General features: G+C 61.0%; 24 protein-coding genes and 1 pseudogene. 16 read left to right on the top strand and 9 right to left on the bottom strand.

Going from position 1 to position 26,344, the window contains the following annotated elements:
• Positions 1-58: 58 nt before the first annotated feature.
• Together C6571_RS16325 and C6571_RS16330 are read left to right on the top strand one after the other, a co-directional pair.
• A complete protein-coding gene (locus C6571_RS16325) occupies positions 59-1,345 on the top strand; it encodes an HD-GYP domain-containing protein (RefSeq protein WP_106447621.1) in 1,287 nt (428 codons plus the stop codon).
• Entirely contained in the window at positions 1,345-3,774 is a 2,430-nt protein-coding gene (locus C6571_RS16330; RefSeq protein WP_106447622.1) for a sensor domain-containing protein, read from the top strand. Before C6571_RS16325 ends, C6571_RS16330 begins: the two co-directional genes overlap by 1 nt.
• Positions 3,775-3,954: 180 nt before the next feature.
• Here the strand turns inward: C6571_RS16330 and C6571_RS16335 are convergent, their stop codons facing one another.
• Positions 3,955-4,641: a Crp/Fnr family transcriptional regulator gene (locus C6571_RS16335; protein WP_106447623.1), complete on the bottom strand. Its 687-nt coding sequence runs from the start codon at positions 4,639-4,641 to the stop codon at positions 3,955-3,957.
• Between the two features lie 158 nt (positions 4,642-4,799).
• On the opposite strand from C6571_RS16335, the gene C6571_RS16340 reads away from it, so the two are divergent.
• The 10 genes from C6571_RS16340 to C6571_RS16385 all read left to right on the top strand — a co-directional run bounded on the left by C6571_RS16340 (position 4,800) and on the right by C6571_RS16385 (position 17,749).
• A complete protein-coding gene (locus tag C6571_RS16340) occupies positions 4,800-5,909 on the top strand; it encodes an ABC transporter substrate-binding protein (RefSeq protein WP_106447624.1) in 1,110 nt (369 codons plus the stop codon).
• A gap of 84 nt (positions 5,910-5,993) precedes the next feature.
• Entirely contained in the window at positions 5,994-7,631 is a 1,638-nt protein-coding gene (locus tag C6571_RS16345; protein ID WP_106447625.1) for a 3-(methylthio)propionyl-CoA ligase, read from the top strand.
• Between the two features lie 117 nt (positions 7,632-7,748).
• Positions 7,749-8,984, top strand: a complete 1,236-nt coding sequence (locus tag C6571_RS16350; RefSeq protein ID WP_106447626.1) for a branched-chain amino acid ABC transporter substrate-binding protein — start codon at positions 7,749-7,751, stop codon at positions 8,982-8,984.
• A gap of 66 nt (positions 8,985-9,050) precedes the next feature.
• A complete protein-coding gene (locus C6571_RS16355) occupies positions 9,051-10,004 on the top strand; it encodes a branched-chain amino acid ABC transporter permease (RefSeq protein ID WP_106447627.1) in 954 nt (317 codons plus the stop codon).
• A gap of 4 nt (positions 10,005-10,008) precedes the next feature.
• On the top strand, positions 10,009-11,340 hold the full coding sequence (locus C6571_RS16360; RefSeq protein WP_106447628.1) for a branched-chain amino acid ABC transporter permease: 1,332 nt from the start codon (positions 10,009-10,011) through the stop codon (positions 11,338-11,340).
• A 3-nt stretch (positions 11,341-11,343) separates the two neighbouring features.
• Positions 11,344-12,126 carry an ABC transporter ATP-binding protein gene (locus C6571_RS16365; protein ID WP_106447629.1) on the top strand — a complete coding sequence of 261 codons (783 nt, stop codon included), beginning with the start codon at positions 11,344-11,346 and terminating at the stop codon, positions 12,124-12,126.
• Position 12,127: 1 nt separating this feature from the next.
• Entirely contained in the window at positions 12,128-12,823 is a 696-nt protein-coding gene (locus C6571_RS16370; protein WP_106447630.1) for an ABC transporter ATP-binding protein, read from the top strand.
• Between the two features lie 113 nt (positions 12,824-12,936).
• Entirely contained in the window at positions 12,937-15,036 is a 2,100-nt protein-coding gene (locus tag C6571_RS16375; RefSeq protein ID WP_106447631.1) for a 3-hydroxyacyl-CoA dehydrogenase NAD-binding domain-containing protein, read from the top strand.
• A gap of 17 nt (positions 15,037-15,053) precedes the next feature.
• Complete coding sequence (locus C6571_RS16380) at positions 15,054-16,547, top strand: M20 family peptidase (RefSeq protein WP_211300662.1); 1,494 nt, start codon at positions 15,054-15,056, stop codon at positions 16,545-16,547.
• A gap of 26 nt (positions 16,548-16,573) precedes the next feature.
• Positions 16,574-17,749 (top strand): acetyl-CoA C-acyltransferase, encoded by a 1,176-nt coding sequence (locus C6571_RS16385; RefSeq protein WP_106447633.1) that lies wholly within the window; start codon positions 16,574-16,576, stop codon positions 17,747-17,749.
• A 142-nt stretch (positions 17,750-17,891) separates the two neighbouring features.
• Here the strand turns inward: C6571_RS16385 and C6571_RS16390 are convergent, their stop codons facing one another.
• The 4 genes from C6571_RS16390 to C6571_RS19570 form a co-directional block, all read right to left on the bottom strand.
• Complete coding sequence (locus C6571_RS16390; RefSeq protein ID WP_106447634.1) at positions 17,892-18,191, bottom strand: addiction module antidote protein; 300 nt, start codon at positions 18,189-18,191, stop codon at positions 17,892-17,894.
• Positions 18,191-18,490, bottom strand: a complete 300-nt coding sequence (locus tag C6571_RS16395; protein WP_106447635.1) for a type II toxin-antitoxin system RelE/ParE family toxin — start codon at positions 18,488-18,490, stop codon at positions 18,191-18,193. Before C6571_RS16395 ends, C6571_RS16390 begins: the two co-directional genes overlap by 1 nt.
• A 389-nt stretch (positions 18,491-18,879) precedes the next feature.
• Entirely contained in the window at positions 18,880-19,182 is a 303-nt protein-coding gene (locus C6571_RS16400; RefSeq protein ID WP_106447636.1) for a hypothetical protein, read from the bottom strand.
• 78 nt (positions 19,183-19,260) lie between these two features.
• On the bottom strand, positions 19,261-19,962 hold the full coding sequence (locus C6571_RS19570; protein WP_146139357.1) for a hypothetical protein: 702 nt from the start codon (positions 19,960-19,962) through the stop codon (positions 19,261-19,263).
• A gap of 197 nt (positions 19,963-20,159) precedes the next feature.
• Between C6571_RS19570 and C6571_RS20020 the strand changes: the two are divergent.
• Positions 20,160-20,285: pseudogene (locus C6571_RS20020) on the top strand (IS110 family transposase); the annotation flags it as partial.
• A 108-nt stretch (positions 20,286-20,393) separates the two neighbouring features.
• Here C6571_RS20020 and C6571_RS16405 read toward each other — a convergent pair.
• On the bottom strand, positions 20,394-20,906 hold the full coding sequence (locus tag C6571_RS16405; protein ID WP_106447637.1) for a DUF2059 domain-containing protein: 513 nt from the start codon (positions 20,904-20,906) through the stop codon (positions 20,394-20,396).
• A gap of 65 nt (positions 20,907-20,971) precedes the next feature.
• Entirely contained in the window at positions 20,972-21,412 is a 441-nt protein-coding gene (locus tag C6571_RS19575; RefSeq protein ID WP_146139358.1) for a hypothetical protein, read from the bottom strand.
• Between the two features lie 26 nt (positions 21,413-21,438).
• Between C6571_RS19575 and C6571_RS19750 the strand changes: the two genes are divergently transcribed.
• The 3 genes from C6571_RS19750 to C6571_RS19755 all read left to right on the top strand — a co-directional run bounded on the left by C6571_RS19750 (position 21,439) and on the right by C6571_RS19755 (position 23,940).
• Complete coding sequence (locus C6571_RS19750) at positions 21,439-21,585, top strand: hypothetical protein (RefSeq protein ID WP_170094777.1); 147 nt, start codon at positions 21,439-21,441, stop codon at positions 21,583-21,585.
• Positions 21,586-21,791: 206 nt separating this feature from the next.
• Positions 21,792-23,654: an acyl-CoA dehydrogenase gene (locus C6571_RS16410; protein ID WP_106447638.1), complete on the top strand. Its 1,863-nt coding sequence runs from the start codon at positions 21,792-21,794 to the stop codon at positions 23,652-23,654.
• A 148-nt stretch (positions 23,655-23,802) separates the two neighbouring features.
• Entirely contained in the window at positions 23,803-23,940 is a 138-nt protein-coding gene (locus C6571_RS19755) for a hypothetical protein (RefSeq protein WP_170094779.1), read from the top strand.
• Positions 23,941-23,956: 16 nt separating this feature from the next.
• On the opposite strand, the gene C6571_RS16415 is transcribed toward C6571_RS19755, so the two are convergent.
• Positions 23,957-25,507 (bottom strand): PhnE/PtxC family ABC transporter permease, encoded by a 1,551-nt coding sequence (locus C6571_RS16415; protein WP_106447639.1) that lies wholly within the window; start codon positions 25,505-25,507, stop codon positions 23,957-23,959.
• Positions 25,504-26,331 carry a phosphonate ABC transporter ATP-binding protein gene (locus tag C6571_RS16420; protein ID WP_106447640.1) on the bottom strand — a complete coding sequence of 276 codons (828 nt, stop codon included), beginning with the start codon at positions 26,329-26,331 and terminating at the stop codon, positions 25,504-25,506. Before C6571_RS16420 ends, C6571_RS16415 begins: the two co-directional genes overlap by 4 nt.
• Between the last annotated feature and the right edge of the window lie 13 nt (positions 26,332-26,344).

Here is a 26,344-nt window from a genome sequence, read left to right on the forward strand (position 1 = left end):
GTTTTTGTCGCCTGATAATGGGTCTCATATCACCCGTCCTTGGCGGGAAGGCCTTTCGGTGAGCACCTTCGTTGTCATCCCCATCGACCAACTGCGCGTTGGCATGTTTATCCAGCTCGATCTCGGGTGGATGCAGCATCCGTTTCCGGTGGGAAGCTTTCGTGTTTCTTCAGAGGCGCAGATTGATACTTTGCGCAGCCTCGATTTAAAGAGCATCCGCTACCTGCCGGCCAAGAGCGATCTGGAATTTCAACAACGGGCGACGCCAGATGAAATCGAACCAGCGGATCGGACAGAAAAAGCATCTGCGGCCTTGCGCCCCGCGCGCAGCGACGAGATCAACGTGCTCAAGGCTCAATTGCAGGCGCAGCACGACGCCCTGGCTGCATGCGATCAACGCTTTCTTTCCGCCACCCGTACGTGTTTGCGCCTCGGTCCAATGGCTGACAAGGAGCCTTCAGAGGCCCGATCGCAGGGCGAGTCTTTGGTGGGTGGCTGTGTCGATGAGCTGCTGGTCAATGGGGAATCGGTGATTCGGCTGCTCTCTGAAGGGGTAGGCGAACGCAACGTGTTGCACCCCGTCAACGTGATGGTTCTCAGCCTGCTTCTGGGCAAGGCCCAGGGCGTGGGTCCCGATGCGCTGCGCGAGATTGGCTTGACGGCCCTGTTTCATGATCTGGGCAAAACCCGCATGCCGGCGCACCAATGGGTGCGCACGGCAGACATGACGGCTGGCGATCTGCTCGGCTATCAGAAGCACGTGAGCCATTCGGTGGCCATCGCCCGGCGCATGGGTCTGCCTGTTTCCATCCTGAGGGGCATTGCAGAGCACCACGAAATGGCCGATGGAAGCGGGTTTCCTGAGGGGCTGCGTGGCGAAGCCATCGGCGGTGCCGCGCGCATCGTCGGATTGGTGAATTATTACGATCGCCTTTGCAATCCCATGCACGGCGCGCAGGCATTGACGCCGCACGAAGCGCTGTCGCTCATGTTTGCCAAGCACAAGGCGAAGTTCGACGCACAGATTCTGGGTGTTTTCATTCGCATGATGGGCATTTATCCACCCGGCTCGATCGTGCAGCTGGTCAACGACCGCTATGCCATCGTGGTGTCGGTTAATTCTTCTCGGCCGCTGCGCCCGCGGGTGGTAGTACACGATCCGGCAGTGCCCAAAGAAGAAGCGCTCATTCTTGACCTGGAAACGGTTCCCGAGCTTGGCATTCGTCGCAGCCTCAAGCCGACGCAGTTGCCGCGCGAGGCGCTGGACTACCTCTCACCGCGCAAGCGCATTTGTTACTTTTTTGAGCGCGCTGTCGATACGCAAGGCCTCAAGGCCAATCCGTGATGCACCTGGCCATTGATCCTGCCTGGTACGGCGCATTTGACGACCTGCAGGAAGCCGTGTGGGTGGTTGACGCCGACGCGCGCAGCATTGTGTTTGCCAATCTCGCTGCCGGTCGATTGCTGGGCTTGCCGCGCGAACAACTGCTGGGCGCTGCCGTGGAGCGCTTTGCGGCAACGCCGCAGGACCAGGCGTTCTGGGCCGACACCCGGCTGGTGGTGGCTGACGGCATTGAATCTCTTTCGGCCGTGCTGCGTGCCGACGGTGAACTGCTGCCCGTGATGCGTCGCGTGACACCGCTCGCCATGGCGCCGGGTTTGGGCGCCATGCTGGTGACCATGGTCGACTGCAGCGAGCACCAGCGCGCAGAACATGAGCTGGAGCGCTTGCTCTCGGAGTTGCGCGCCACGCTGGATTCGGTGGCCGACGGCATTCTGGTCTGTGGGCTCGATGGTCGGATTCGCGCCTTCAACCAGCGCCTGGTGCGCATTTGGAATATCCCGCAATCGCTGCTACTCAAGCGCGATGACGCGAGCTTGCACGCTTTTCTGGCCGGCCGGGTGCAAGATTCTGTTGCCTACCATGCTCAGCTTGCACAAATGCAGGAAGATCCGCGCGCGCCCACGCGCGACGTGCTGCAACTTCAAGGCGGACAGATCGTCGAGCGCCGCAGTGTGCCGCAGCTCAGTCATGGCAGCGTCACCGGCCGGGTGTTTTCGTTTCGCGACATCACCGAAGAGGCACAGTCTGAAACCGCCTTGCGCATGGCGGCTGTTGCCTTCGAAGCCAGTCCCTATGCCATCTTCTTTACTGATGCCAGGAGGATGCTTACCCAGGTGAATCCGATGTTCGAGCGCCTCACCGGCTTGCCTATGGCGCAACTGCTGGGCCGCTGTGTAGAGTCACTGTTCAGTCCTTTGGGGTCGGATTGGACCGAGCAAATAGAACTTGCCTGGCAGAGTACTGGTGTCTGGAATGGTGAACTTTCCTTAACGCGCGACTCAGAAGCGCCGTGCGCCGTGCAACTGGCGTGGGTGGTGCTGCGGGGCGCCGACGGAACCCCTGAGCAAAGCATCGGCTTTGTGCGCGATCTTACACAGCAGCATGCCGCCAGAAAGCGCATTGACGAGCTTGCGTACCACGATGTTCTGACCGGTTTGCCCAACCGCTTGCAATTGTCCCAGCGCGTGGAGTCCGCGCTGCGCGCTGCGCGCCCTGGGTCGGCAGGTTTTGCGATTTTGGAGCTGGATCTGGACCGGTTCAAGGTCATCAACGATTCGCTGGGGCACGCCTTTGGCGACCGCGTGCTGCGGCTGGTGGCTGCGCGTTTGCAGATCTGTCTGCGTCAAATTGACATGCTGTGTCGTCTGGGCGGAGACGAATTCGTTGTCTATCTGCACGCGAGTGATCGGGCCACAGCCGAGCATGTCGCGCGGCGCATGCTGCAGGAGATGCAACAGCCTTTCGCTCTCGACGGTATCAGTTTTTCCATTCAGGTCAGCATGGGCATCTCTTTGTTCCCGCAGGATGGTCGACTGCTCGACGAGCTTATCAAGCATGCGGACACCGCGATGTATCGGGTGAAAGAGCGCGGGCGTGGCAATTTTGGCTTTTACCAACCCGAGATGAACGCCAATCTGCTGGCGCGCATGCAGCTGGAGCATGCAATGCGGCAAGCCTTGGGGCGCAATGACATGCAGGTCCACTTCCAGCCTCAGATCGACACGGCGTCGGGGGCCATCGTGGCGGCCGAGGCTTTGCTGCGCTGGACGGACGACGAACTTGGCCCGATTTCTCCAGCTACGTTTATTCCGATCGCAGAAGACACGGGTTACATCATCACCCTGGGTGCCTGGGTGCTTGAACAATCGGTGAAGGAAGCCGCGCGCTGGATGCGGGGAGGGCATTCGCTCGTGGTATCGGTCAATGTCTCAGCGCTTGAATTGCGCCAGCCCGATTTTGTCGAACGAATTGCCCGCGTGCTGCAAGAGGCCCAGCTGCCAGCCCAGCTGCTCGAGCTGGAGCTGACGGAATCCATGCTTCTGCAGGACGCCGAAGAGGCCGCGCAGCGCTTGCAGGCGCTTGCGGAACTGGGTATCGCGTTGGCGATTGATGATTTCGGTACCGGCTATTCGAGCTTGGCATACCTCAAGAATTTGCCAATCCACAAGCTCAAGATCGATCAGTCCTTCGTCCGTGGATTGCCAGACGACGAAGGGGATCGCGCGATCGTCAGCGCCATCATCCACCTGGGTCAGGCGCTCAAGCTCAACGTGGTGGCCGAAGGGGTGGAAACCGAGGCCCAGCGGGCAAGCTTGCAGACTCTGCAGTGCAGCCACTATCAGGGCTATCTCTGCTCTGCGGCCATGGCACCGGCTGATTTTGCGCATTGGCTTTCCGGGCAAAGACCCGCTGTCTTAGAGGCAGATTGAAACGCGCGGGGCCGCGCGCCCCGTGTTGGAGTCGCCCGAGGACGCCTACGATATGGGTATCGAACCAGCCGCGGCAAAAGCTGCCGTGCACTCGCTTATCCCCTGTAAGCGATCAGCGTATCTGATGCGCGTCCTCCTGATTTGCGCATGGGCCAGGAGTGGGGCGGAGCCGCAGGGACTTCAGTCGCCGGCTGTGGCAGCCAGATGCGCCGCCAGCGCGTCGTCGTCCACGATGGCCACTCGCCCAAAGTCCAAGGACACAATGCCTGATGCCTCCAGGCCGCGCAGCACGCGATTGACGGTCTGGCGCGACAACCCACACAACTGGCCGATTTCTTCCTGGGTGAGGTTGAGCCTGCGCGTGCTGCGCCAGAACAGACGGCTGAGGTACAGCGCCACGCGGTGTTCTGTTGAGCGCATGCGACCGGCTTCAATGATGGCCATGGCCTGGCCCAGCCGCATGTTCATGTGCAGCACCAGAAACTGGTTGAATGCCAAGCTGGTCTCGCGCAGGGCGGCGAACAGGGGAAGGGGCAGGCACAGCATGTATGTAGGGCGCAGGGCCACCACGTCATACCTGCGCGGCTCGGGCTTCATGGCAGAGCCTTCACCGAACCAGTCGCCGTCGGACACGCCGATGAACGCCGATGCGCGCCCCCTGGATTCAGGGCTTCGCAGCATGACCAGGCCCGACAACACGGCGTGCCAACCCTCCACGGCGGACCCTGCACGCAGCATGACCTCGCCCTTGGCACCTTCAGTGGAATACACGCCATCGCGCAGCCTTTCTTGCAGATCGATTGGCACGGAGGCAAACCAGGGCTGGCAGGCAATGAAGCGTTCCGCAGAAGGGCTGGTGGAAAACATGGCTGGATTGTCACGGCATGCCTGGGTGCCAGCGCGGGAAAACCCGCTGTAAATGTCAGGCAGGCGACAGGTGTTGGATTTCCACGCCCGGCAACGCACACTGCGCAGCCCTTGCGTCGGGTGTGATGCCATAGCGGCCCAATGAAACGGAGACAGAAATGCCGAAAAAGAGGTGTGTGCTGGGTATGCTGCTTTCGCTGGCACTGCTGGCCCCCTGGGGTGCGCTCCGTGCGAGTCCGGGCGTCACCGACAGCGAAATCGTCATCGGCCAGTCGTTGGGCCTGACCGGCCCACTGGCAGCCATGGCCCCCGAACTGGTGAACATTACCAAGACCTACATCGATGGCGTCAACGCCCAGGGTGGCGTGCACGGACGGCGCATTCGAATGGTCACCGAAGACGATGGCTACAAGCCAGAAAACTCGGTGCGCCTGGTGGGCAAGATGATTGCGCAAGACCATGTCTTTGCCCTCGCCAACCTGACGGGTACGGCCAATGTGGGGGCGGTGCTGCCGTTGTTGGCCAAGGAGAACCCGCCAGTTCCGCTGATCTCGCCCTTCACGGGAGCCGATCTTCTGCGAGAGCCACCCATCAACCATGTCTTCAACGTCCGCGCCAGCTATGGTGACGAGGTGGAAAAGCTGGTGCAACACCTGACCACCCTGGGCGTGCAGCGCATCTCTGTGCTGTGGATGAACAACGGGTTCGGTAAGGATGGCTTGGCCGGTGCACGCAAGTCCATGGAAAAGCGCGGCCTCAAGCTGCACTCGGACGCGCCCATTCAGGCCGATTCGTCCGACGTGCAGCAGGCGGTGCAGATTTTGAGCGCCACAGAGCCCGACGCCATCATCATGATCACAGCCGGCGCGCCGACGGTCGCTTTCATCAAGGCCTATCGCAAGGTGAGCCGCGCAGCCCGCTTCTACACGACTTCGGTGATGGGATCGCAGTCCACCATTCAGGCGTTGGGACCGGATGGCATCGGGGTGGTGGTCACATCGGTAGTACCGTTCCCATGGAGCCAGAGCATGCCTGTCGCGCGGGAGTATCGCGAGGTGCTGAAAAAGGCCGGGATGGAAGCGACGGTGTCTTTTATAGGACTGGAGACCTTCATCAATGCCAAGGTGATGGTCGAGGGCCTGCGCCGTGCGGGCAGGGACCTGACCCGGCCCCGCTTCATCCAGGCCATGGAATCTATGCAGCGGTTCGATGTGGGGGGATTCGAGGTGGATTTGGCAAGGGAGCGCGCCAGGGTTCACGCTTCGTAGATTTGACCATCATTGGTGCGGGCGGCAAGTTCACCCGTTAGGATGGTTCTGTTTGTGTGATACGGATCGTTAAAAGGAGCACATATGCTGGGTTTAATGCAGAGTCAGCCACTCTTGATTTCCTCGTTGATTGAGTTTGCCGAGCGCCACCATGGAGACGGAGAAATCGTCTCGCGCCGCGTCGAGGGAGACATTCATCGCTATACCTACCGTGATCTGGCCGCGCGATCCCGCCAGCTCGCCAACGCTCTGGACGAGGCGGGTCTGGCTTTTGGTGATCGCGTCGCCACCCTGGCCTGGAACGGCTACCGCCACATGGAGATGTACTTTGGTGTGAGCGGCTCGGGGCGGGTGGTACATACGGTCAATCCGCGCCTGCACCCCGAGCAGATTGCCTGGATCATGAACCACGCGGAGGACCAGATCCTTTGCTTTGACCTGACCTTCCTGCCTCTGGTGCAGGCCGTGCATGCCAAGTGCGCCGGCGTAAAAAAATGGGTTGCGCTTTGCGACCCAGACCGCCTGCCGGCGGACAGCGGAGTACCCGGACTGGTGAGCTACGAAACCTGGATTGGTGCGAAATCTTCCGACTACGCCTGGCCGCAATTTGACGAAAACACTGCGTCCAGCATGTGCTACACCAGCGGCACAACCGGCAACCCCAAGGCGGCGCTCTACAGCCACCGCTCCACCGTATTGCACGCCTACGCTGCGGCATTGCCCGACGTCATGTGCCTCTCGGCTCGCGACGCTGTGTTGCCTGTGGTGCCCATGTTCCACGTCAATGCCTGGGGCATTCCGTATTCGGCCGCATTGACCGGCTGCAAGCTGGTATTCCCAGGCCCGGCGCTCGATGGCAAGTCAATTTACGAACTGATCGAAGCCGAGAAGGTGACCTATGCAGCTGGCGTACCGACGGTATGGCAAATGCTGCTGGGCCATCTGCGTCCCGCAGGCCTTAAGTTCAGCACGCTCAAACGCACCGTCATTGGCGGATCGGCCTGCCCACCGGCAATGATCACAGCGTTCCAGGACGAGTTCGGTGTGGAGGTGCTGCACGCCTGGGGCATGACGGAGATGAGCCCGCTGGGTACGCTGTGCACGCTCAAGAACAAGCAACTCGAACTTCCCAAAGATGAGCAAATGAAGATCCTGCAAAAGCAGGGTCGAGCCATTTATGGCGTGGACATGAAGATCGTCGATGGCGACGGCAAGGAGCTGCCCTGGGACGGCAAAACCTACGGCGACCTGCTGGTGCGTGGTCCGTGGATCATTGAAAGTTACTACAAGGGAGAGAATCCGCTCATCCAGGATGCGCAGGGTCGCGGCTGGTTCCCAACGGGCGACGTCGCCACCATTGATGCCGACGGCTTCATGCAGATCACGGACCGCAGCAAGGACGTGATCAAGTCAGGCGGCGAATGGATCAGCTCGATCGACATCGAGAACATCGCCATGGCGCATCCGGCCGTGGCCATGGCGGCGTGTATCGGTATGCCGCACCCCAAATGGGATGAACGCCCCATCGTAGCGATCACGCTCAAACCCGGCGCCGAACTCACGCGAGAGGAGTTGCTCGCGTTTTATGAGGGCAAAACCGCGAAATGGCAGATCCCTGACGACGTGGTGTTTGTCGACGCAATTCCCTTGGGCGCGACGGGCAAGATGCTCAAGACCCGCCTGCGTGAACAGCTCAAGGACTATCGGCTGCCGGGCATCTAAAGCGGAGTAGAGCGCTGGGCAAAGTCGCACGCGTGATAGCGGATAGGGGCAATCCCTGACCGCTTTCGCAGCACCAGCGGTTAGGCTGAACCAAGATATTTCAACAGGAGACAACCGATGAATTTTGCAATCAAAACAGTAGCTGCATCCATCCTGCTGGCAAGCGCTGGCGGCGTATTTGCCCAAAAAGGCGAGACCGTGAAGATCGCCTGGCTGGACCCGCTATCGGGCTTGATGGCTGCTGTTGGAACCAATCAGCTCAAGAGCTGGCAGTTCATGGCGGAGGAGTTCAACAAAAAGAACGCTGCCGGCGTGAAATACGAAATCATCGGCATCGACAACAAGTTGAGCCCCCAGGAAACCACCAGCGCGCTGCGCTCGGCCATGGATCAGGGAGCCCGCTACGTGGTCCAGGGCAACGGCTCCGGTCCTGCATTGGCGATTATTGATGCTTTGGAAAAACACAATGCGCGCAACCCCGGAAAAGAGGTGTTGTATCTGAACTATGCCGCAGTGGACCCAGATCTTACAAACAGCAAGTGCAGTTACTGGCACTTCCGACTGGACGCCGACACCTCGATGAAGATGGAGGCGTTGACGACCTACATGAAGGACCAGCCAGAGATCAAAAAGGTCTATTTGCTGAACCAAAACTACTCGCACGGCCACCAGGTCTCCAAATACGCTAAAGAGATGCTCAAGCGCAAGCGCCCCGACATCGAGATCGTCGGTGACGACCTGCATCCGCTGGCGCAGGTGCGCGATTTTTCGCCCTACATCGCCAAAATCAAGCAGTCGGGCGCTGACAGCGTCATTACCGGCAACTGGGGTTCCGACCTGGCGCTGCTCATCAAGGCAGCCAACGATGCCGGCCTGAACAACGTCAATTTCTACACCTATTACGGTGCTGTGACCGGCAGTCCGACCGCCATGGGTGCGGGCGCTGCTGGCCGCGTGTACATGGTGTCGTACGCACATGCCAACATGCCAGGCGAAATCAACAAGATCACGCAGGACTACAAGAAGAAGTTCAACGATGACATGTACACCGACGCCATCTACAACGGCTTTGCCATGCTCACCGACGCGTTCGTAAAGGCCAAGTCGACCGATCCGGTGAAGGTCGCCAAGGTCATGGAAGGCATGAAATTCAAGGGCTTCAACGGCGAGGTGGAAATGCGCAAAACTGACCACCAGTTGCAGCAAGGCCTGTTCATTTCCAAGTGGGAAAAGGCGGGGGGCAAATACCCGATCGACTCCGAGAACACGGGCTACACCTTTGTGCCCGTGAAGTACTACGAGCCCTACGTGGCCAGCACGCCCACGTCTTGCCAGATGAAGCGTCCTTCCTGAAGCGGTTGCCACGGTACTAGAGGCCCGATCTCGGGCCTCTTTTTTTGATCCCATCCAGACACTTCAATGAACGCCGAGTTTTTTACGATCTCCCTGCTCAATGGGGTGAGCTATGGCCTGCTGCTGTTCATGCTCAGCTCGGGCCTGACGCTGATCTTCAGCATGATGGGCGTGCTCAATTTTGCGCACACCAGCTTCTACATGCTGGGGGCTTACTTCGCCTACACGCTCTCGGGCTTGGTGGGGTTCTGGCCGGCGCTGGTGCTGTCTCCGCTCGCCATTGGCGTGTTGGGAGCCCTGTTCGAGCGCTACAGCCTGCGACGCGTACACAAGTTTGGCCATGTGCCTGAACTGTTGGTGACTTTTGGATTGTCTTACCTCATTCTGGAGCTCGTCCAGTTGGTCTGGGGCCGCTCGACCGTGCCCTATGGCCTGCCTGAGCAGTTGCAAGGGCCACTTTTCACGATCTACGGCACGCAGTTTCCCAAATCGCGTTCATTCATCATGCTTGTCGCGCTGCTGATGCTGGTGTCCGTATGGCTGCTGCTCACCCGTACGCGCATTGGTCTGGTGATTCAGGCCGCGCTCAAGCACCCTGAGATGGTGCAGGCGCTGGGCCACAACGTGCCGCGCGTGTTCATGCTGGTGTTTGGCGGAGGCTGCGCGCTGGCGGGTTTGGCTGGCGTTATTGGTGGCAACACCTACATCACCGAGCCTGCCATGGCTGGTTCGGTGGGCTCCATCATCTTCGTCGTCGTGGTGGTGGGCGGCATGGGGTCGCTCGCGGGGGCGTTTCTTGCGTCGCTGATCATCGGCCTGGTCCAGACCTTTGCCGTCGCCATCGACTACTCGCTGGCTACTGCGCTGCAGGGCATGGGCATTGGGGTGTCGCCGGAGACGTTTGGCTGGCCTGTGCTCAAGCTGACTCTGTCGCAGGTAGCACCGATTCTTCCGTACCTTTTCCTGGTGCTGATTTTGATCTTCCGCCCCAGAGGCCTCCTTGGCACGCGCGAGGATTGACGCTATGACCCAATCCACTACCTCGCCCGAACGCGCTGCTGGCCCCACCGCGTACTACAGGTTTCGCCCGCTCAACATCGGGCGCTATCTGGTCTGGTCGCTGTTTGCCGTTGCATTGATCGTGCTGCCCATGCTGTTTACCAGCAGTCTGGCGGTGACCATGCTGTCGCAGATGGGCTACGCCATCATCATCTGCCTGAGCTACAACATCTTGTTGGGGCAGGGCGGCATGCTGAGCTTTGGTCATGCGGTGTATACGGGCCTGGGCTCGTTCATCGCCATCCATGCCATGAATCTGGCCGCAGATGGCAAGTTGCCGATTCCGTTGGTGCTCATCCCGTTGGTGGGTGGGCTCGCAGGCATGTTCTTTGCCGTTTTGCTCGGTTTTGTGACCACCAAAAAGTCGGGCACCACCTTTGCGATGATTACGCTGGGTATCGGCGAATTGGTCGCATCGATGGCCCTGATGTTCCCCGAGTTCTTCGGTGGCGAAGGCGGCGTGACCACCAATCGTGTCTATGGTCAGTCGGTCTTCGGCATCACCTTTGGTCCGGCCATTCAGGTGTACTACCTGATTGCGGTGTACTGCTTTGTCTGCACTGCGGCCATGTTTGCATTTACGGCGACGCCCCTGGGCCGCATCTTGAATGCCGTGCGCGACAACCCGGAACGGGTGGAGTTCATCGGCTACAACACACAGCGGGTGCGCTACTTTGCTTTCATCGTTGCAGGCTTCTTCGCCGGCATTGGGGGTGGACTGGCGGCCATCAACTTCGAAATCGTGACCGGTGCCGACAGCGTCAACATGGTGCGTTCGGGCGGTTACCTGCTTTTCACCTTCCTCGGGGGCGCCACCTTCTTCTTTGGCCCGATCATCGGCGGCGTGCTGCTGGTGCTGGCGTCGGTGCTGCTGTCCGAGTTGTCCAAAGCCTGGCTGCTCTACCTCGGCTTGGTGTTTCTGTTCATGGTGATGTACGCACCGGGCGGAGTCGCCAGCCTGATCATGATGAATCTGCGCGTGGCCAAGTACGGCAAGCTTCGGCCATTGTTGCCAGCGTACCTGGCCCTTGGCGGCACAGCGCTGGTGGCGCTGTTTGGTGCGGCAGCCATGGTGGAGATGCTCTACCACCTGCAGCTCAACGCGGCGCTTGGGCCCGAGATGGAATTTCTGGGTGCAACCGTCAATGCGGCCAAGCTCAGCAGCTGGTTTGGCGCCGGTTTTGTGCTGGTGACGGGCCTGTCGCTGTTTGAACTCTGTCGGCGCCAGTTCGTTGAGCAATGGGGCCAGGCGCAGGAAGAAATCGAGCACGAAATCAAACGCGGGGAGGCTTTGTAAGCCATGGCGGAAAACGCAAAATACGCGCTCGAATTGCGCGCGCTGCGCAAGAGTTTCGGCAAGACGGAAATCATTCGCGGAGTCGATCTTGCAGTACGCGCAGGTGAGCGCGTGGCCATCATCGGCCCCAATGGGGCCGGCAAGTCCACGCTTTTCAATCTGATCAGCGGGCGCTTTGCGCCCACCAGCGGCGAGGTGCTGCTTCATGGCGCGCGCATAGAGGGCAAGAAGCCGTTTGAAATCAACCGTATGGGGCTCTCGCGCAGCTTTCAGATCACCAACATCTTCCCCAAGCTCAGCGTTTTTGAAAACCTGCGCTGTGGTGTGCTCTGGAGCATGGGCTACCGCTACACCTTCTTGCGCTTTCTCTCGCGCCTGGACGATGCCAACGAGAGGGCGCAGCAGCTCATGGAGATGATCAAGCTCGACAAGAAGCGCGACGTGCTGGCCATCAACCTGACCTACGCCGAGCAACGCGCACTCGAGATCGGCATCACCATTGCCGGCGGCGCCAGTGTGATCCTGCTTGACGAACCCACGGCCGGGATGAGCGTGAGCGAGACCACGCGTTTCATCGCGCTCATCAAGGAAGTGACCGAAGGCCGAACCCTGCTGACCGTTGAGCACGACATGGGCGTGGTATTTGGCCTGGCAGACCGCATTGCCGTGGTGGTCTATGGCGAGGTGCTGGCTTTTGACACACCCGACGCGGTGCGTGCCAACGAGCGCGTGCAGGAAGCCTACCTGGGTTCCGCCGTGGCCGACGCCCAGGCGCAAGGACACTGACATGCTGCATATTCGCAATCTGCATGCCTACTATGGCAAAAGCCACGTGCTGCACGGCGTCAACCTCGACATCGGTGAGGGCGAGATCGTGGCGCTGCTGGGCCGCAATGGCTCGGGGCGCTCCACCACGGCCAAGGCCATCATGAACCTGGTGACCTGGGAAGGCAGCATGGAATGGAAAGGCCAGCCGCTCAAGAACCGCAAGGCGTACGAGATCGCACACCTGGGCATTGGCTACGTGCCTGAGAGCCGTGATGTGTTTCCCAGTCTTACGGTGCACCAGAACCTTCTTCTCGGACAAAAAGGCAAGGGCAAGGGCAGCCGCTGGAGCTTCGATGACATGTATGCCATGTTCCCGCGCCTCAAGGAGCGCCAGCACATCGAGGCGGGTTTGATGTCTGGCGGCGAGCAGCAGATGCTCACGCTGTGCCGCACGCTGATGGGGGACCCTGACCTCATCATGATTGACGAACCCACGGAAGGCTTGGCACCCAAAATTGTCGAGCAGGTCGGCGCCTTTCTCACCACGCTCAAGAGCAAGGGCATTTCTGTGCTGTTGATTGAACAAAAGCTCACCATTGCCATGACGGTGTCCGACCGCGCCCTGGTGATGGGGCACGGCAGCATCGTTTTTGATGGAACGCCCGACAGCCTGCGCGCCAACAACAGCGTGCGCAAGGAATGGCTTGAGGTTTGAACGTGCGCGCCTTTGTCCCGACTGAGACAAGAACCGGTAGCAATGCTGCGCGAACAGCCTACAATAAAAACGCACGATCGTTCTTTTTCTAATCTTTGCAAGGAACAACAACCATGAGCGCTCAATACCAGGTCCACGGCGATGTCGCAGTGATCACATTGGCCAATCCGCCCGTCAACGGCCTGGGTCTGGCCACCCGCCAGGGCATCGTCGACGGCCTGAACCGCGCCCAGCAGGATGCAGCCGTCAAGTCCATCGTGATTACCGGTGCCGGCGGCGCCTTCTCAGGCGGTGCGGACATCAAGGAATTCGGCACCGACAAGTCGATGCAGGAGCCCAACCTGCATTCGGTGATTGCCGCGATTGAAAACTCCCCCAAGCCAGTGGTCGCTGCCATTCATTCGGTGTGCATGGGCGGTGGCTTGGAGTTGGCCCTGGGCTGCCACTATCGGCTGGCTGCGCCAGGCTGCAGCGTGGCGCTGCCCGAAGTAAAGCTGGGCCTGCTGCCCGGTGCGGGCGGTACGCAGCGCCTGCCACGTGTTGTCGGCGTGGAACCTGCGCTCAACATGATCGTCAGCGGCGAGACCGTCAAGAGCGAACTCATTGGTTTCATCCCCGGCCAGAAGCTGTTCGACAAGATGGCGGCCTCCGCCGAAGCCTTGCCCGAAGAAGCCCTGGCCTTTGCCCGCTCGGTGGCCGACACGCGTCCGCTGCCGCTGGTACGCAACTTGCCCTGCAAGCACCCTCAGGGCGACGCCTACTTCCAGTTCGCGCGCAACATGGTTAAGGGCATGTCCAAAAACTACCCGGCACCCGCCAAGTGCGTGGACGCGGTCGAGGCCGCTACCAAGCGCAAGTTTGCCGACGGCATGTCGGTCGAACGCGAGCTGTTCATCAATTTGATGTGGACGCCCGAGTCGCGGGCGCTGCGCCATTTGTTCATGGCCGAGCGCGCGGCGAGCAAGATCCCTGACGTGCCCTCGGACACGCCCAAGCGCGACATCAAGAGCGTCGGCGTGATCGGCGCCGGCACCATGGGCGGCGGCATTGCCATGAACTTCCTGAACGCCGGCATTCCCGTGAAGATGCTGGAGATGAAGCAGGAGGCGCTCGACCGCGGCCTGGCCACCATCAAGAAGAACTACGAAGCCCAGGTCAAAAAGGGCAAGCTCAAGCAAGACAAGTACGAGCAGCGCATGGCCCTGCTCAGCACCACGCTCGACTATGCCGACCTGAAGGACGCGGATTTGGTGATCGAAGCCGTGTTCGAAGAAATCGGCGTCAAGGAAGCGGTCTTCAAGCAGCTCGACGCTGTGTGCAAACAGGGCGCCATCCTGGCGTCCAACACCTCCACGCTGGACGTGGACAAGATCGCCTCGTTTACCAAGCGCCCGCAGGACGTGGTCGGCATGCACTTCTTCAGCCCGGCCAACGTGATGCGCCTGCTGGAAGTGGTGCGCGGCAAGGAAACGGCCAAGGATGTGCTTGCCACGGTGATGGCGCTGGCCAAGAAGATCAAGAAGACGGCGGTTGTTTCCGGTGTCTGCGACGGTTTCATCGGCAACCGCATGATCGAGCGCTACAGCCAGCAAGCCGGCTTCCTGCTGGACGAAGGCGCGACGCCCCAGCAAGTCGACAAGGCGCTGGAAAAGTTCGGCATGGCCATGGGGCCGTTCCGCATGGGCGACCTGGCCGGCAACGACATTGGCTGGGCGATCCGCAAGCGCCGCGCGCTGGAGCGCCCCGACATGAAGTACAGCCGTACCGCCGACAAGCTGTGTGAGCTGGGCCGCTACGGCCAGAAGACGGGCGCCGGCTGGTACGACTACCAGGCGGGCAAGCGCGACGCCATTCCGAGCGACTTGGTCAACAAGATGATCGAAGACCACCGCAAGGAACTCGGCATCACGCCGCGCAAGATTTCCGACGAAGAAATCGTCCAGCGTCTGGTCTACGCGCTGGTGAACGAAGGCGCGCACATCCTCGAAGACGGCATCGCCAGCAAGTCCGGCGACATCGACATGGTCTACCTCACCGGCTATGGCTTCCCGATCTACCGCGGCGGCCCGATGCACTATGCGGGCGAGCAGGGCTTGTTCAACCTAGTGCAGGCGATGAACCGTTTTGCGCAGAACCCCCGGGACGACCAGGCATTCTGGCAACCCGCGCCGCTGCTGGCCAAACTGGCAGCCGAAGGCAAGACCTTCAGCTGATCGCGGGGTTACGCGCCGTGATCAAGAAGATCTTCCTGGCCCTGCTGGGGCTTGTCGTGGTGCTGGTGGTGGCCGTGGCCGTCAACACACTGCGCAAGGGCTCGCGCCAGCTGGATGTGCCGCCGTTGGCCGTGCTGCCGGTGGACGAGCAGGGCGCGGCCCAGCGCCTCGGCGAGGCGGTGCGGCTCTCCACCATCTCGTCGCGTGAAGACGCAACGCTCAATGCCGACCAGTTCCTGCAGTTCCATACCTTGCTGCAGCAACGTTTCCCGAAAACGCATGCCGCCCTCAAGCGTGAGTTGGTAGCCGACCTGAGCCTGCTCTACACCTGGCCCGGCAGCAAGCCCGAGCTCAAGCCCATCTTGCTGTTGGCGCACCAGGACGTCGTGCCAATAGCCCCTGGCACCGAAGGCGACTGGGCCGTGCCGCCGTTCAGCGGTGAGGTAAAGGACGGCTTCATCTGGGGCCGGGGCTCGTGGGACGACAAGGGCAACCTGATGTCGCAACTCGAAGCCGTGGAAATGCTGGTTGCCAGCGGATTTCAGCCCGAGCGCACGGTCTACCTGGCCTATGGCGCTGATGAGGAAGTGAGCGGTCTGCGCGGCGCTGCGGCCATGGCGGCCCTACTCAAGCAGCGCGGCGTGCAGCTGGATTTCGTCATTGACGAAGGGCTGTTGATTCTCGATGGCATCTTGCCGGGCCTGTCCCAACCGGCGGCCTTGATTGGTGTGGCCGAAAAAGGCTACATGTCTGTGGCGCTGTCGGTTTCTGCCACGCCGGGGCATTCGTCCATGCCGCCCAAGCACGGTACCAGCGCGATTGCCATGATGAGCACGGCCTTGAAGCAGCTCGAAGACAAGCAACTGCCGGCGGGCATTCGCGGTGTCGGCGGTGAAATGTTCGACACCATTGCCCCGGAAATGAGCGGCTTTTCGCGCGTTGCATTGTCGAACCTGTGGTTGTTTGGGCCCGTCGTGCAAAAGCAGCTTGAAGGCGCCGCCAGCACCAACGCCATGCTTCGCACCACCACGGCGCTGACCATCGTGAATGCAGGCAACAAGGAAAACGTGCTGCCCGGCCGCGCCGATGCCACCGTGAACTTCCGCATCCTGCCGGGCGACACCCAGGCCGGCGTGCTGGAGCATGTGACGTCCGAGTTGGCCAACGCAGTGGGCGAGGGCAAGGTGGCAGTCACCACGCTGCCCGGAGCGAAAGAGGCGTCCAAAGTGGCGCCGACCGATTCCGGCCAGTACCGCCTGGTGAACAAGACCATCCGCGAAATCTTCCCCGGCACTTTGGTGGCGCCGGGCTTGATGGTGGCGGCCACGGATTCGGTCCACTACGAAGAGCTGAGCGACCACGTCTTCAAGTTCTCGCCGGTGCGCGCCAATGCCGAAGACCTCAAGCGCTTCCACGGCACCAACGAGCGCCTGTCCATCAACAACTACGCCGAAGCCATCCGCTTCTACCACCGCTTGTTGAGCGAAGGTGCCAAGGCACCCGCGCCCTGAATGTGCATAACTTTTAAGGATTCACCATGACTTCCGCCGTAATCGTTTCTACCGCCCGCACCCCCCTGACCAAGGCCTGGAAGGGCGCTTTCAACATGACCCACGGCGCCACCATGGGCGGCCATGTGGTCGAGCACGCCATCCAGCGCGCCGGCATTGACGCCGCCGAGGTGGACGACGTCATCATGGGCTGCGGCACGCCCGAAGGCGCCACCGGCGCCAACATCGCCCGCCAGATTGCCCTGCGCGCCGGCTGCCCCGTCACGGTATCGGGCATGACCATCAACCGCTTCTGCTCATCCGGTCTGCAAACCATTGCCACTGCCGCCCAGCGCATCATGGCCAACGAAGGCGATGTGTACGTGGCCGGTGGCGTCGAAGTCATCTCCTGCACCGCGCAAGAGATGAACATGCACATGCTGCAAGACCCCTGGCTCATGAAGAACAAGCCCGAGATCTACTGGTCCATGCTGCAAACCGCCGAGCAAGTGGCCAAGCGCTACAACATCTCCCGCCAGGCCATGGACGAGTACGGTGCCTGCAGCCAGCAAAAGGCCAGCGCGGCGCTGGAAAAAGGCTTGTTCAAGGACGAAATCGCCCCCATCACTGTCACCATGGGCGTCGCCGACAAGGTCATGGGCCTGACGACCAAACAAGTCACTGTGAGCGACGACGAAGGCATCCGCGCCGGCACCACCTACGACGGAATCAAGGACCTGCGCTCGGCCTTGCCCGGCGGTTTGATCTCGGCCGGCAACGCCAGCCAGCTGTCTGACGGCGCGGGCGCCACCGTGGTCATGCACGAAAAGCTGGCCGAGCAGAAGGGCCTCAAGCCCCTGGGCCGCTTCCTCGGCTTTGCCGTGGCCGGCTGCGAGCCCGATGAAATGGGCATCGGCCCCGTGTTCGCCATCCCCAAGGTCTTGAAGCGCCTGGGCCTCACCATCAACGACATCGACCTGTGGGAGCTGAACGAAGCCTTCGCCGTGCAGGTGATCTACTGCCGCGACAAGCTGGGCATTCCTGCCGACCGGCTCAACGTCAACGGCGGCGCCATCGCCGTCGGCCACCCCTTTGGCATGACCGGCCAGCGCCTCACTGGCCACGCCCTCATCGAAGGCAAGCGCCGTGGTGCGAAACGGGTTTGCGTCACCATGTGCATTGGTGGCGGCATGGGCGCTGCGGGGGTGTTTGAGGTGCTGTAAGCGCTGAAGACAGATAGAGACAGAACGCCCCGCGCAGGCCGAATGGTTTGCGCGGGGCGTTTGCTTTTGTTTTGATAGCTGGTCGCGCTTGCTGGACGGGCGCTAGAGGCAAAAAATACTTGTTTTTCTGCCTACTGCGGGTTCATGCAGGATGCGCAGTGAACTTGACACCCAGCGCACGAGCCACCTTGAGAATGGTGTCAAGGCGCGGCTTTGCCCCCGGTGCGAGGGCCTTGTACAGGCTCTCCCGGCCGAGCCCGGCATCTTTGGCAACTTGCGCCATGCCTTTGGCGCGCGCAACGTCGCTGAGTGCAAGCAGAAGAAGATCCGTGTTTTCGGTTTCCAACACTGCGGTCATGTACTCGGCAATGGCCGCATCATCGGTGAGGTAACGAGCCGCATCGAACGCCAGCAGCTTGGGTTTGGTCTTGGAAGTGCTCATCATTCAAGCTCCAATAGTTGCAAAATTTTCTGTGCCCGCTTGATGTCTCTTGCCTGGCTTGATTTGTCTCCGCCAGCAAGCATGACGATGAGGATGCTCTGGCGTTTCGTGAAGTACAGGCGATAGCCTGGACCCAACGCAATCCGCATCTCCGAGACCTCGTTACCGACGGGCTTCCAGTCGCCAAGATGGCCCGCTTCGGCCAGACGCAACCTGGCGACGATACGCAGTTGCGCCTTGATGTCCTTCAGCCCATCAAGCCAGTCTTGAAATTCTGCTGTCTGCCGAACCGTGAACATGCCTGAACTGTATCTAAATGGATACTGGTGTCAAGCAATAGTCCTGTGACACCGTGGTTCCCAACGATTGACGGGGCGGCAAGCGCGTCCGTGTGACCGATTGCATCGGCGGCGGCATGGCTGCCGCAGCCATGTTTGTTGTGTGGAAAACGTCGGACGACGGACTGAACCTCAACGCCCCGCGAAGACTTGACAGTTTACGCAGGATGCATGCTTTTGTTTTGATAGCTGCCTGCGCTTGATGGACGTGCGCTAGAGGCCAAAAACACTGATAATTTTGATGGACTGCTGTCAAGACCCTCGCCAGGGCCTTTGATTTGTCGGCACCCACAAAACAGCATTCACCCAGAGCTGACAGCGCTGGACGGCAGCCGATGCGGAAGAGTCGTTCACCGGACAAACACCACGGCAGCAGGAATCGCGAACAGCAAGCCCACGAGCCAGAACTGGGTCGTCCTCTTGGCGACTTTGCCCTGAAGCAATATCGCCAGTGCCACCAGGCCCAAGACGACGAAGATTGCCCCGGCAAAAACAGCGCCTGGCCCATTGACCGTCGTTACCACCGTAGAGCGAATCGGCTTTGTCGAAACGCTCCGCGTCGCGACAAAATACCAGCCGCTGACGGTCCAAAGGGCGCACATCAACATGAGCCCAACCCGAAGCACTGGGGAAGTGACGCGGCTGGATTTCATGGGGTTTAACGCAGAAATGATCAGCGGAAAGTAGGCGTGCGAAGGTCCGCCAATAAGACTCGTGTGTCGATTGGCAAGTTAGCTTTGGCAGGCGCCTCCTCTCGGGTTAATGAGTACCGGTCCCTCGAAGAAACAGACGGAGTCATCGGGAGCAGTGAACCACGTTACGGCCCTGAGGCCGTCCGTTTGGAGATTTTCCTTCCCTATGCCTTTGAAATAGCGGGGAGTGGGCGAACTCGGGAGGCGAGGTTCCGCTGTTGCAATTCGACGATGCACGGCCCACACTCGTGAACCATTGTCGAGTTTGAACGTTCCAGCTAGGTCAGTTCCCATGCTGCGCTTAGTCGGCCAGTCGGTGACGTGAACAGATGGTTCGGTGAACATCACCGCGAACTCAATTGATTCACCTGGTTCTGGAGCAGAGACCCAAACGACACTTTTTTCTAACTTGGGAGCAGGAATAGAAACTCCGTACGAAGGAATCTCCACCCGGCAGGCCAGGGTCACCCCTTGCACAAGAGGCAACGGTCGATTCATTCTTGTCACAAAACGATTCTCGGGCCGCATATGGTCGTTAAACAGACCGGGAAACTGCGAGCTGTCGAAAGCAATATGCCACCGTCCACTCTCATGCATGCTCAATTTCAGAACTCCGCCCAGCGCACGGCAGGTCACATAGACGTCCGTCTTTCCACTCCCGACCTGAGACCAGCATTTCCAAGTGGAAGACCGTGCGCCCGCATGGTTGGTGACACCAAATCGAATGAAACGTTCAGGCATGACAGCTAACGAATGAAAGGGACTTCCCCGTCCTGAGTGATCCGCGTAGTTGCGGGGTACGGCATCAAAATGCCACGATGGGAAGTGCAACGTCTCATCAACTCACTCGTTTTGTGGAAGGGGAAATCCATGTCTGCCATTGTCACTATTGGAATCGATCTCGCCAAGAACGTCTTTGCTGTTCACGGGGTAGATGCATCGGGCATCTGGACGAACGCATTGCGCAGTACGACCGGTACATTGCGTTGATGGCGCGCCAAAGCATCGAGGCAAAGCGCCTGATGCAGTTGTGCGGCGTGGGAGAGGCCACAGCGACCGCGCTGCCCTGGATTTCCGAAGGCACCAAGGTCCGAGGCTACCGACAGTCGATACGCGCCGCGAAGCGGAAACCTGATATTACTTGTCCGCATGGGCTGCACAGTTAGCCATTTTCATTTCGCAGAGGCGGTCTTTAACTCTGACATCAGTTCGCCAATGGAAGCGTTCATACGCTCCTGTCCCAGAGTGTTCATTGTTTGACCAAAACCTGTCATTGCAACCTGAGTGGCGAGTACATCCTTCCTTCCGACGGGCGATTGGTAGTACGCCAAAACTTGGTCAAGCTCAGAATCTGACAGGCTCTTGCCATAGAAGGTTGCCCAAATCTCTACGAGCTCCTTGGAGGAGAACATGGCTGCACATCGTTCCATGTAGCGGCGAAGAATTTGCTCCACCTTTGGATTTTGCTTTCCGTCCGCTACGCCACTCTCAGAAAGCAATTTCTTCGCAATATCTTTACCCATTTCACTAGCGGATTCCTTCGACTGGTCCAATTGCTGCTGGATAAGCTGAGTCAGCCCTTGAGCTTCGATGATTTTTGCGATTTTGTCTTGCCGAGTGGCCTCGTCAGCAGATGCGACTCCGCACGCCAACAGTGCGGCTAAAAATAATGCTCGTGCTTTCATTCATCCTCCAGTAGTAAAAACGTGATGCCATGGCAATGGCAAACGATGGAAATTAGTGACCCGCTTCAGTGGGGCCGCTGCGTTGTTAGAGATCGCCTTATTGCGAATGGCGAACGGCCCATGAATAAGGAGCAAGAAAAAGTGCAAGCTTGACCGACTAACTGCAGCGCTGTGGCCAGCACGGTGTTGGCGGGCTGCTGATTGAGCCGATGGAACGACATCGAGAGAAGAATTGGCAGTCCGGCTATCAGAGTCCAGCGGAGCTCGGTTTGACCTGGGATATGAATTTCAAGTAAGGACAGCAGTACCCCAGCGAAGACTCCGGAGGCCATACTGAGTATGCAGAGCAGGATAGTGGAATTTCTGACGATGGCGCTCATGCGATGCTCCGCGCTTAACGCGATATATTCCGCAGAACTTGCAAAATAAGCGGGACGATGCGCAATATTCTGAACATGGATTTTTTCCTGAAATCGGATTGCTGTCTTGGCTTGCCGTTGTTTCATTCTGCAAAAATTCAAGCAAAAATGCCATGAAACTCGGTGCGCCTGTTCTGCGTTCCACCCGCCGACTGCACCACGTGCATGAGTGGATTTGTCAGCGTTTTACTATAACCTTGGATACCGAGAAGATTCTCCGCACGGATGCGATTATTTCACCGCTGGCATTGCCGCTGTGAGGTCAAGCGAGATCCTATAGGGCCAAAAGACGCGGAACCGGCAACCTTGTGCGGAGGTGTCTTGTGCTAGTGGCCGCCCGCACCAGTCTTCCCCGAAGCAAGCGCGTGCAGATGGCGCAGCCTGTACCAGGTTCGCCGACCGCATGCCTGCCCAGCGTCGCCCAGCGGACATAGCTTCCAAGCCGCCACCGCCCATAATTTTCCCCATGACGACCCTACGCACCACTCTCGATTTCCTGCTCTACGACTGGCTCCAGGCCGAGTCGCTCAACGCGCGCGAGCGCTTTGCTGACCATTCGCGCGAGACCTTTGACGCTGTACTCGACACCTGCGAGCGCATTGCGCGCGAGAAGTACGCGCCGTTCAACCGCACGGTGGACCAGCAAGAGCCGCAATTCGATGGCGAGCGCGTCATCCTGCCGCAGGCGACGAAGGATGCCTACGATGCCTACGCGGCGTCCGGCATGCTCAGCGCCGCGCAGGATTACGACATTGGCGGCATGCAACTGCCCTATACGGTGGATGCTGCGGCCAATGCCTTCTTTGCCGTGGCGTCTATCAGCATCAGCTCCAACCTGCTCAGCACGGGCAATGCCAACCTGCTCATGGTGCACGGCACGGATTTGCAGAAGCAGGTGTTTGCACTCAACGAGTTCTCGGGGCGCTTCTCGGGGACCATGTGTTTGTCGGAGCCGCAAGCGGGTTCCAGCTTGAGCGATGTGGCCACCCGCGCCATCCCTGACGAGGCCCCTTCGGTAGCCGCCGACGGCTCGGTGCCTTGGGAGCAAGACCCGCTGGGCGCGCGCTACCGGCTTACCGGCAACAAGATGTGGATTTCGTCGGGCGAGCATGAACTGTCGGAGAACATCGTCCACCTGGTGCTCGCCAAGATTCCGGGGCCGGACGGCAAGCTGGTGGCGGGCACACGCGGTATCTCGCTGTTCATCGTGCCCAAGAAGCTGGTGGATACGCAGGGCCAGCTCACCGGCGTGCGCAACGACGTGGCGCTGGCCGGGCTGAACCACAAGCTGGGCTGGCGTGGCACCACCAACACCTTGCTTAATTTTGGCGAAGGCAAATACCCGGTGGACGGCCGCGCGGGCGCTGTCGGTTACCTGGTGGGCCAGCCGGGCAAGGGGCTGGCGTGCATGTTCCACATGATGAACGAGGCGCGGATCGGCATCGGCATGGCGGCCACCATGCTCGGCCTGGCGGGCTACTACGCCAGCCTCGACTACGCCAAGAACCGGCCCCAGGGCCGGCTGGTCGGGCCGGCAGGCAAGGATGCGGCCCAGCCGCAGGTGCGCATCATCGAGCACGCCGACGTGCGCCGCATGCTGCTCGCGCAAAAGAGCTACTGCGAAGGCGCATTGGCGCTGAACCTCTACTGCGCCCGTCTGGTGGACGAGCAGCACACCGGCCAACCCGAAGCCGCCGACGAGGCGCGCCTGCTGCTGGAGGTGCTCACGCCGATTGCCAAGAGCTGGCCCAGCGAGTTCTGCCTGGAGGCCAATTCGCTGGCGATTCAGATCCACGGCGGCTACGGCTACACGCGCGACTTCCCCGTGGAGCAGTACTGGCGCGACAACCGCCTGAACATGATTCACGAGGGCACGCACGGCATTCAGGCGGCCGACCTGCTGGGGCGCAAGGTGCTGATGGAGAACGGCAAAGGCCTGCAACTGCTGGCTGCGCGCATGGCGGCCACGGCCAGGAAGGCGTCTGGCGTGCCGGAACTGGCAGCTTTTGCGCAGCAGCTCACCGGCGCGCTGCAGCAGGTGGGTGAGGCCACCCAGGCCGCCTGGGCGGGCGGCGAGCCCACGCAGGCGCTCGCCAATGCCGTGCCTTATATGCAGGCCTTTGGCCATACGGTGCTGGCCTGGATCTGGCTGGACGTGGCGCATACGGTGTGGAACAAGGACGCTACCCTATCGATAGCTGCCAACGCAGGCCGAATGGGCGCTGCGCAGTATTTTTTCCACTATGAGTTGCCTAAAACTGGTGCCTGGCTGAATGTGGTCAATGGCCGCGACATGACCTGCGCCGCGCTGGCCGAAGAGGCTTTCTGAATCGGCTGCTGCTGCGACGTGCTGGGCCGCTGATGGGCAACGGATCGGCTTGCGAAGAGTTTCTGCCCGCAAGCGTTTTTTCTGCGATTTTTCGGCCTACCATTCGGCCCCTTAAGGCCCATGTCGGGCTGCAACTAGGGAGCCTGGCATGGCAAAAGAACAGCGCAACGAAAAAATGACGAAGAAACCCAAAAAAGACAGCTCGCTGCCCAAACCCGGTGGCTCCGATCGACCCACGCCGCCGATGACGGCTGTGCTGCCCAAGGGCAAAGACAAGTACAAATAGGCGCAGCTAGTCCCCTCTAGCGCATCTTGATGCGCAGCCAGGCGCTGGCCTGGTCCACGGCCATCGACAGCGCCAGCATGGCAATGATCACGGTGGATGCCTGCGCATAGTGAAAGAGCGACAGCTCGACATACAGCAACTGGCCCAGCCCGCCCGCGCCCACAAAGCCCAGGATGGCGGCCATGCGGATGTTCATTTCCCAGCGGTACAAGGTGTAAGCAATGAGCTGCGGCGCCGCGCTGGGCAGGGTGCCGTAGAGAAAAGCCAGGCCGCCGCTGGCGCCGGCCAGGCGCAGGGCGCGGGCCGGGGAAGCGCTGGCGTTGGCCAGCGCCTGCGCATACAACCGCCCCAGCACCCCTGCCGTGTGCAGCGCCAGCGCCAGCGCACCGGCAAAGGGGCCAAGCCCCACGGCCAGCACGGTCAGCGTTGCCCACACCAGTTCGGGCACAGACCGCAAGGTATTGAGCAGTCCGGTCCAGGGCAGGCGCCAGCGGGGCAAGGCCATGAGCAAACCTGCTGCGGTGGCCAGCAGGGTTCCCACCACCGAAATGGCCAGGGTTTCCCAGGTGCCCAGCAGCACCTTGCCGAGCCAGTCGGACGAGAGGTCGGGTGGGAAAAAACCCGTGACAAAGGCTGCAATGGAATGTGCCGATTCGGCCGAGAACAGGCCAAGCAAAGGCATGTCGAGCAGCGCAAAGCTCGCAGCCACGCCTGCCAGCACGGTCAGCAAAAAAAAGCTGCTCCGCCAGCCCCAGGGGGAAGCTCGCGCGGCGGGCGGCGCGTCGAGCGTGCGGCGCAGCCAGCCCGACAGCGCATCGGCCCCCAGCACCAGCAGCATGAAGGTGACGAGGATGGTGGCCGCTTCGCCGCCGTTGAGCATCTTCATGGCCTGGTCCATCAGCTGCCCCAGGCCGCCGGCACCGACAAAACCCATTACCACCGAGGCGCGGATGGCGCATTCCCAGCGGTACACGGTGTAACTGGCCAGCTCCTTCGCGGCCTGCGGCAGCAGGCCGTAGAGGATAGCCACAGGGCGGCGGGCGCCGCTCAGGCGCAGCGCCTGCGCCGGAAGGGGGTCCACCGATTCCAGGATTTCCGCCACCACTTTGGCCAGCATGCCGCCGTAGGTCAGCCCCAGGGCCAGCACGCCGGCCGCCGGCCCGAGGCCAAAGACGCGCACAAACAGCAGCGCCCAGACGAGTTCGGGAATGCCGCGCAAAAGCGTCAGCACACCGCGCGACACCGGGTTGAGGCCGCGCTGCTCGCGCGCGGCGGCACTCGCCAGGTAGGCCAGCGGCAGCGCCAGCAGCCAGGCCACTGCCATTCCGGCGGTGGCGATGGCCAGCGTTTCCAGCGTGGCGCGGGCCAGGTAGCGCAGGAACTCCGCCCCCGTCTCGGGCGGCAGAAAGCCCGCCAGGAAGTTGCCAATGACCTGAAGGTTGGCGGGATCGAGCAGCGCCGCAGGGCGCACCTGGGCGGTTTGCAGCAGCGGCCACAGCACAAGCAGCACCAGAACCGCGCCCCGCAGGCGCCTTCCGGCCGCCGGGTCGCCTCGGGCCAGAGTCATTGGCACACAGCCAGCGGGGCGGTGCGGCTTGGGGTGCCGGCCAAGGCCTGGCTGCGCGGTTTGGCGAGCGTTGGCAGCTCCTGGCCTTCGCTTGCGTACAGCAGGTGCAGCAGGGTGTCGTTCACCTCGTGCGCTGGCAAGTCAAAGGCAATCCGTCCGGCCTTGATGCCGACAATGCGGGGAAAGCAGCTCAGCGCCAGATCCACCGCATGCAGGCTGGCCACCAGGGTGGCGCCGCGCGCGGCGGCGTCGTCCACCAGCAGCCGGACGGTGGCCTGGGCGAGTACGGGGTCCAGGGCCGAAACGGGCTCATCGGCAAGCACCAGGTCCGCCTGTTGGTAGAGCACGCGCGCAATGCCCACGCGCTGCAATTGCCCGCCCGAGAGCGCGTCGCAGCGCGCAAACAGCTTGTCCGCCAGATCCACGCGCTCGAGGGCGGCGCGGGCACCGGCGATATCCATGGGGTAGGCGAGCGACGCCAGCGATTTCCAGGCCGGCCACTGCCCGAGTCGGCCGGCGAGCACGGCGGTGACTACGCGCTGGCGGCCCGGGAGGGGAGGCGCCTGGTGCACCGTGCCAATGCGTGCGCGCAAGGCGCGGCGCGCAGCGTCGGGCGCAGCGGGCAGCGCCGCACCAAGCACTGTGGCACTTCCGCTGCGGGGCGCCAGGGCGGTTCCCAGCACGGAGATCAACGAGGTTTTTCCGGCGCCAGACGGTCCGATCAAGGCCACGCATTCGCCTGCCTGCGCCTGCAGTGACACATCGGGCAAGGCGACAAAGCCATCGGCGTGCGCCAGTTCCACGCAGTTCAACTGAAAACTCATAAAACGATGCCTG

The sequence above is a fragment of the Simplicispira suum genome (assembly GCF_003008595.1).
Lineage (GTDB): Bacteria > Pseudomonadota > Gammaproteobacteria > Burkholderiales > Burkholderiaceae_C > Simplicispira > Simplicispira suum.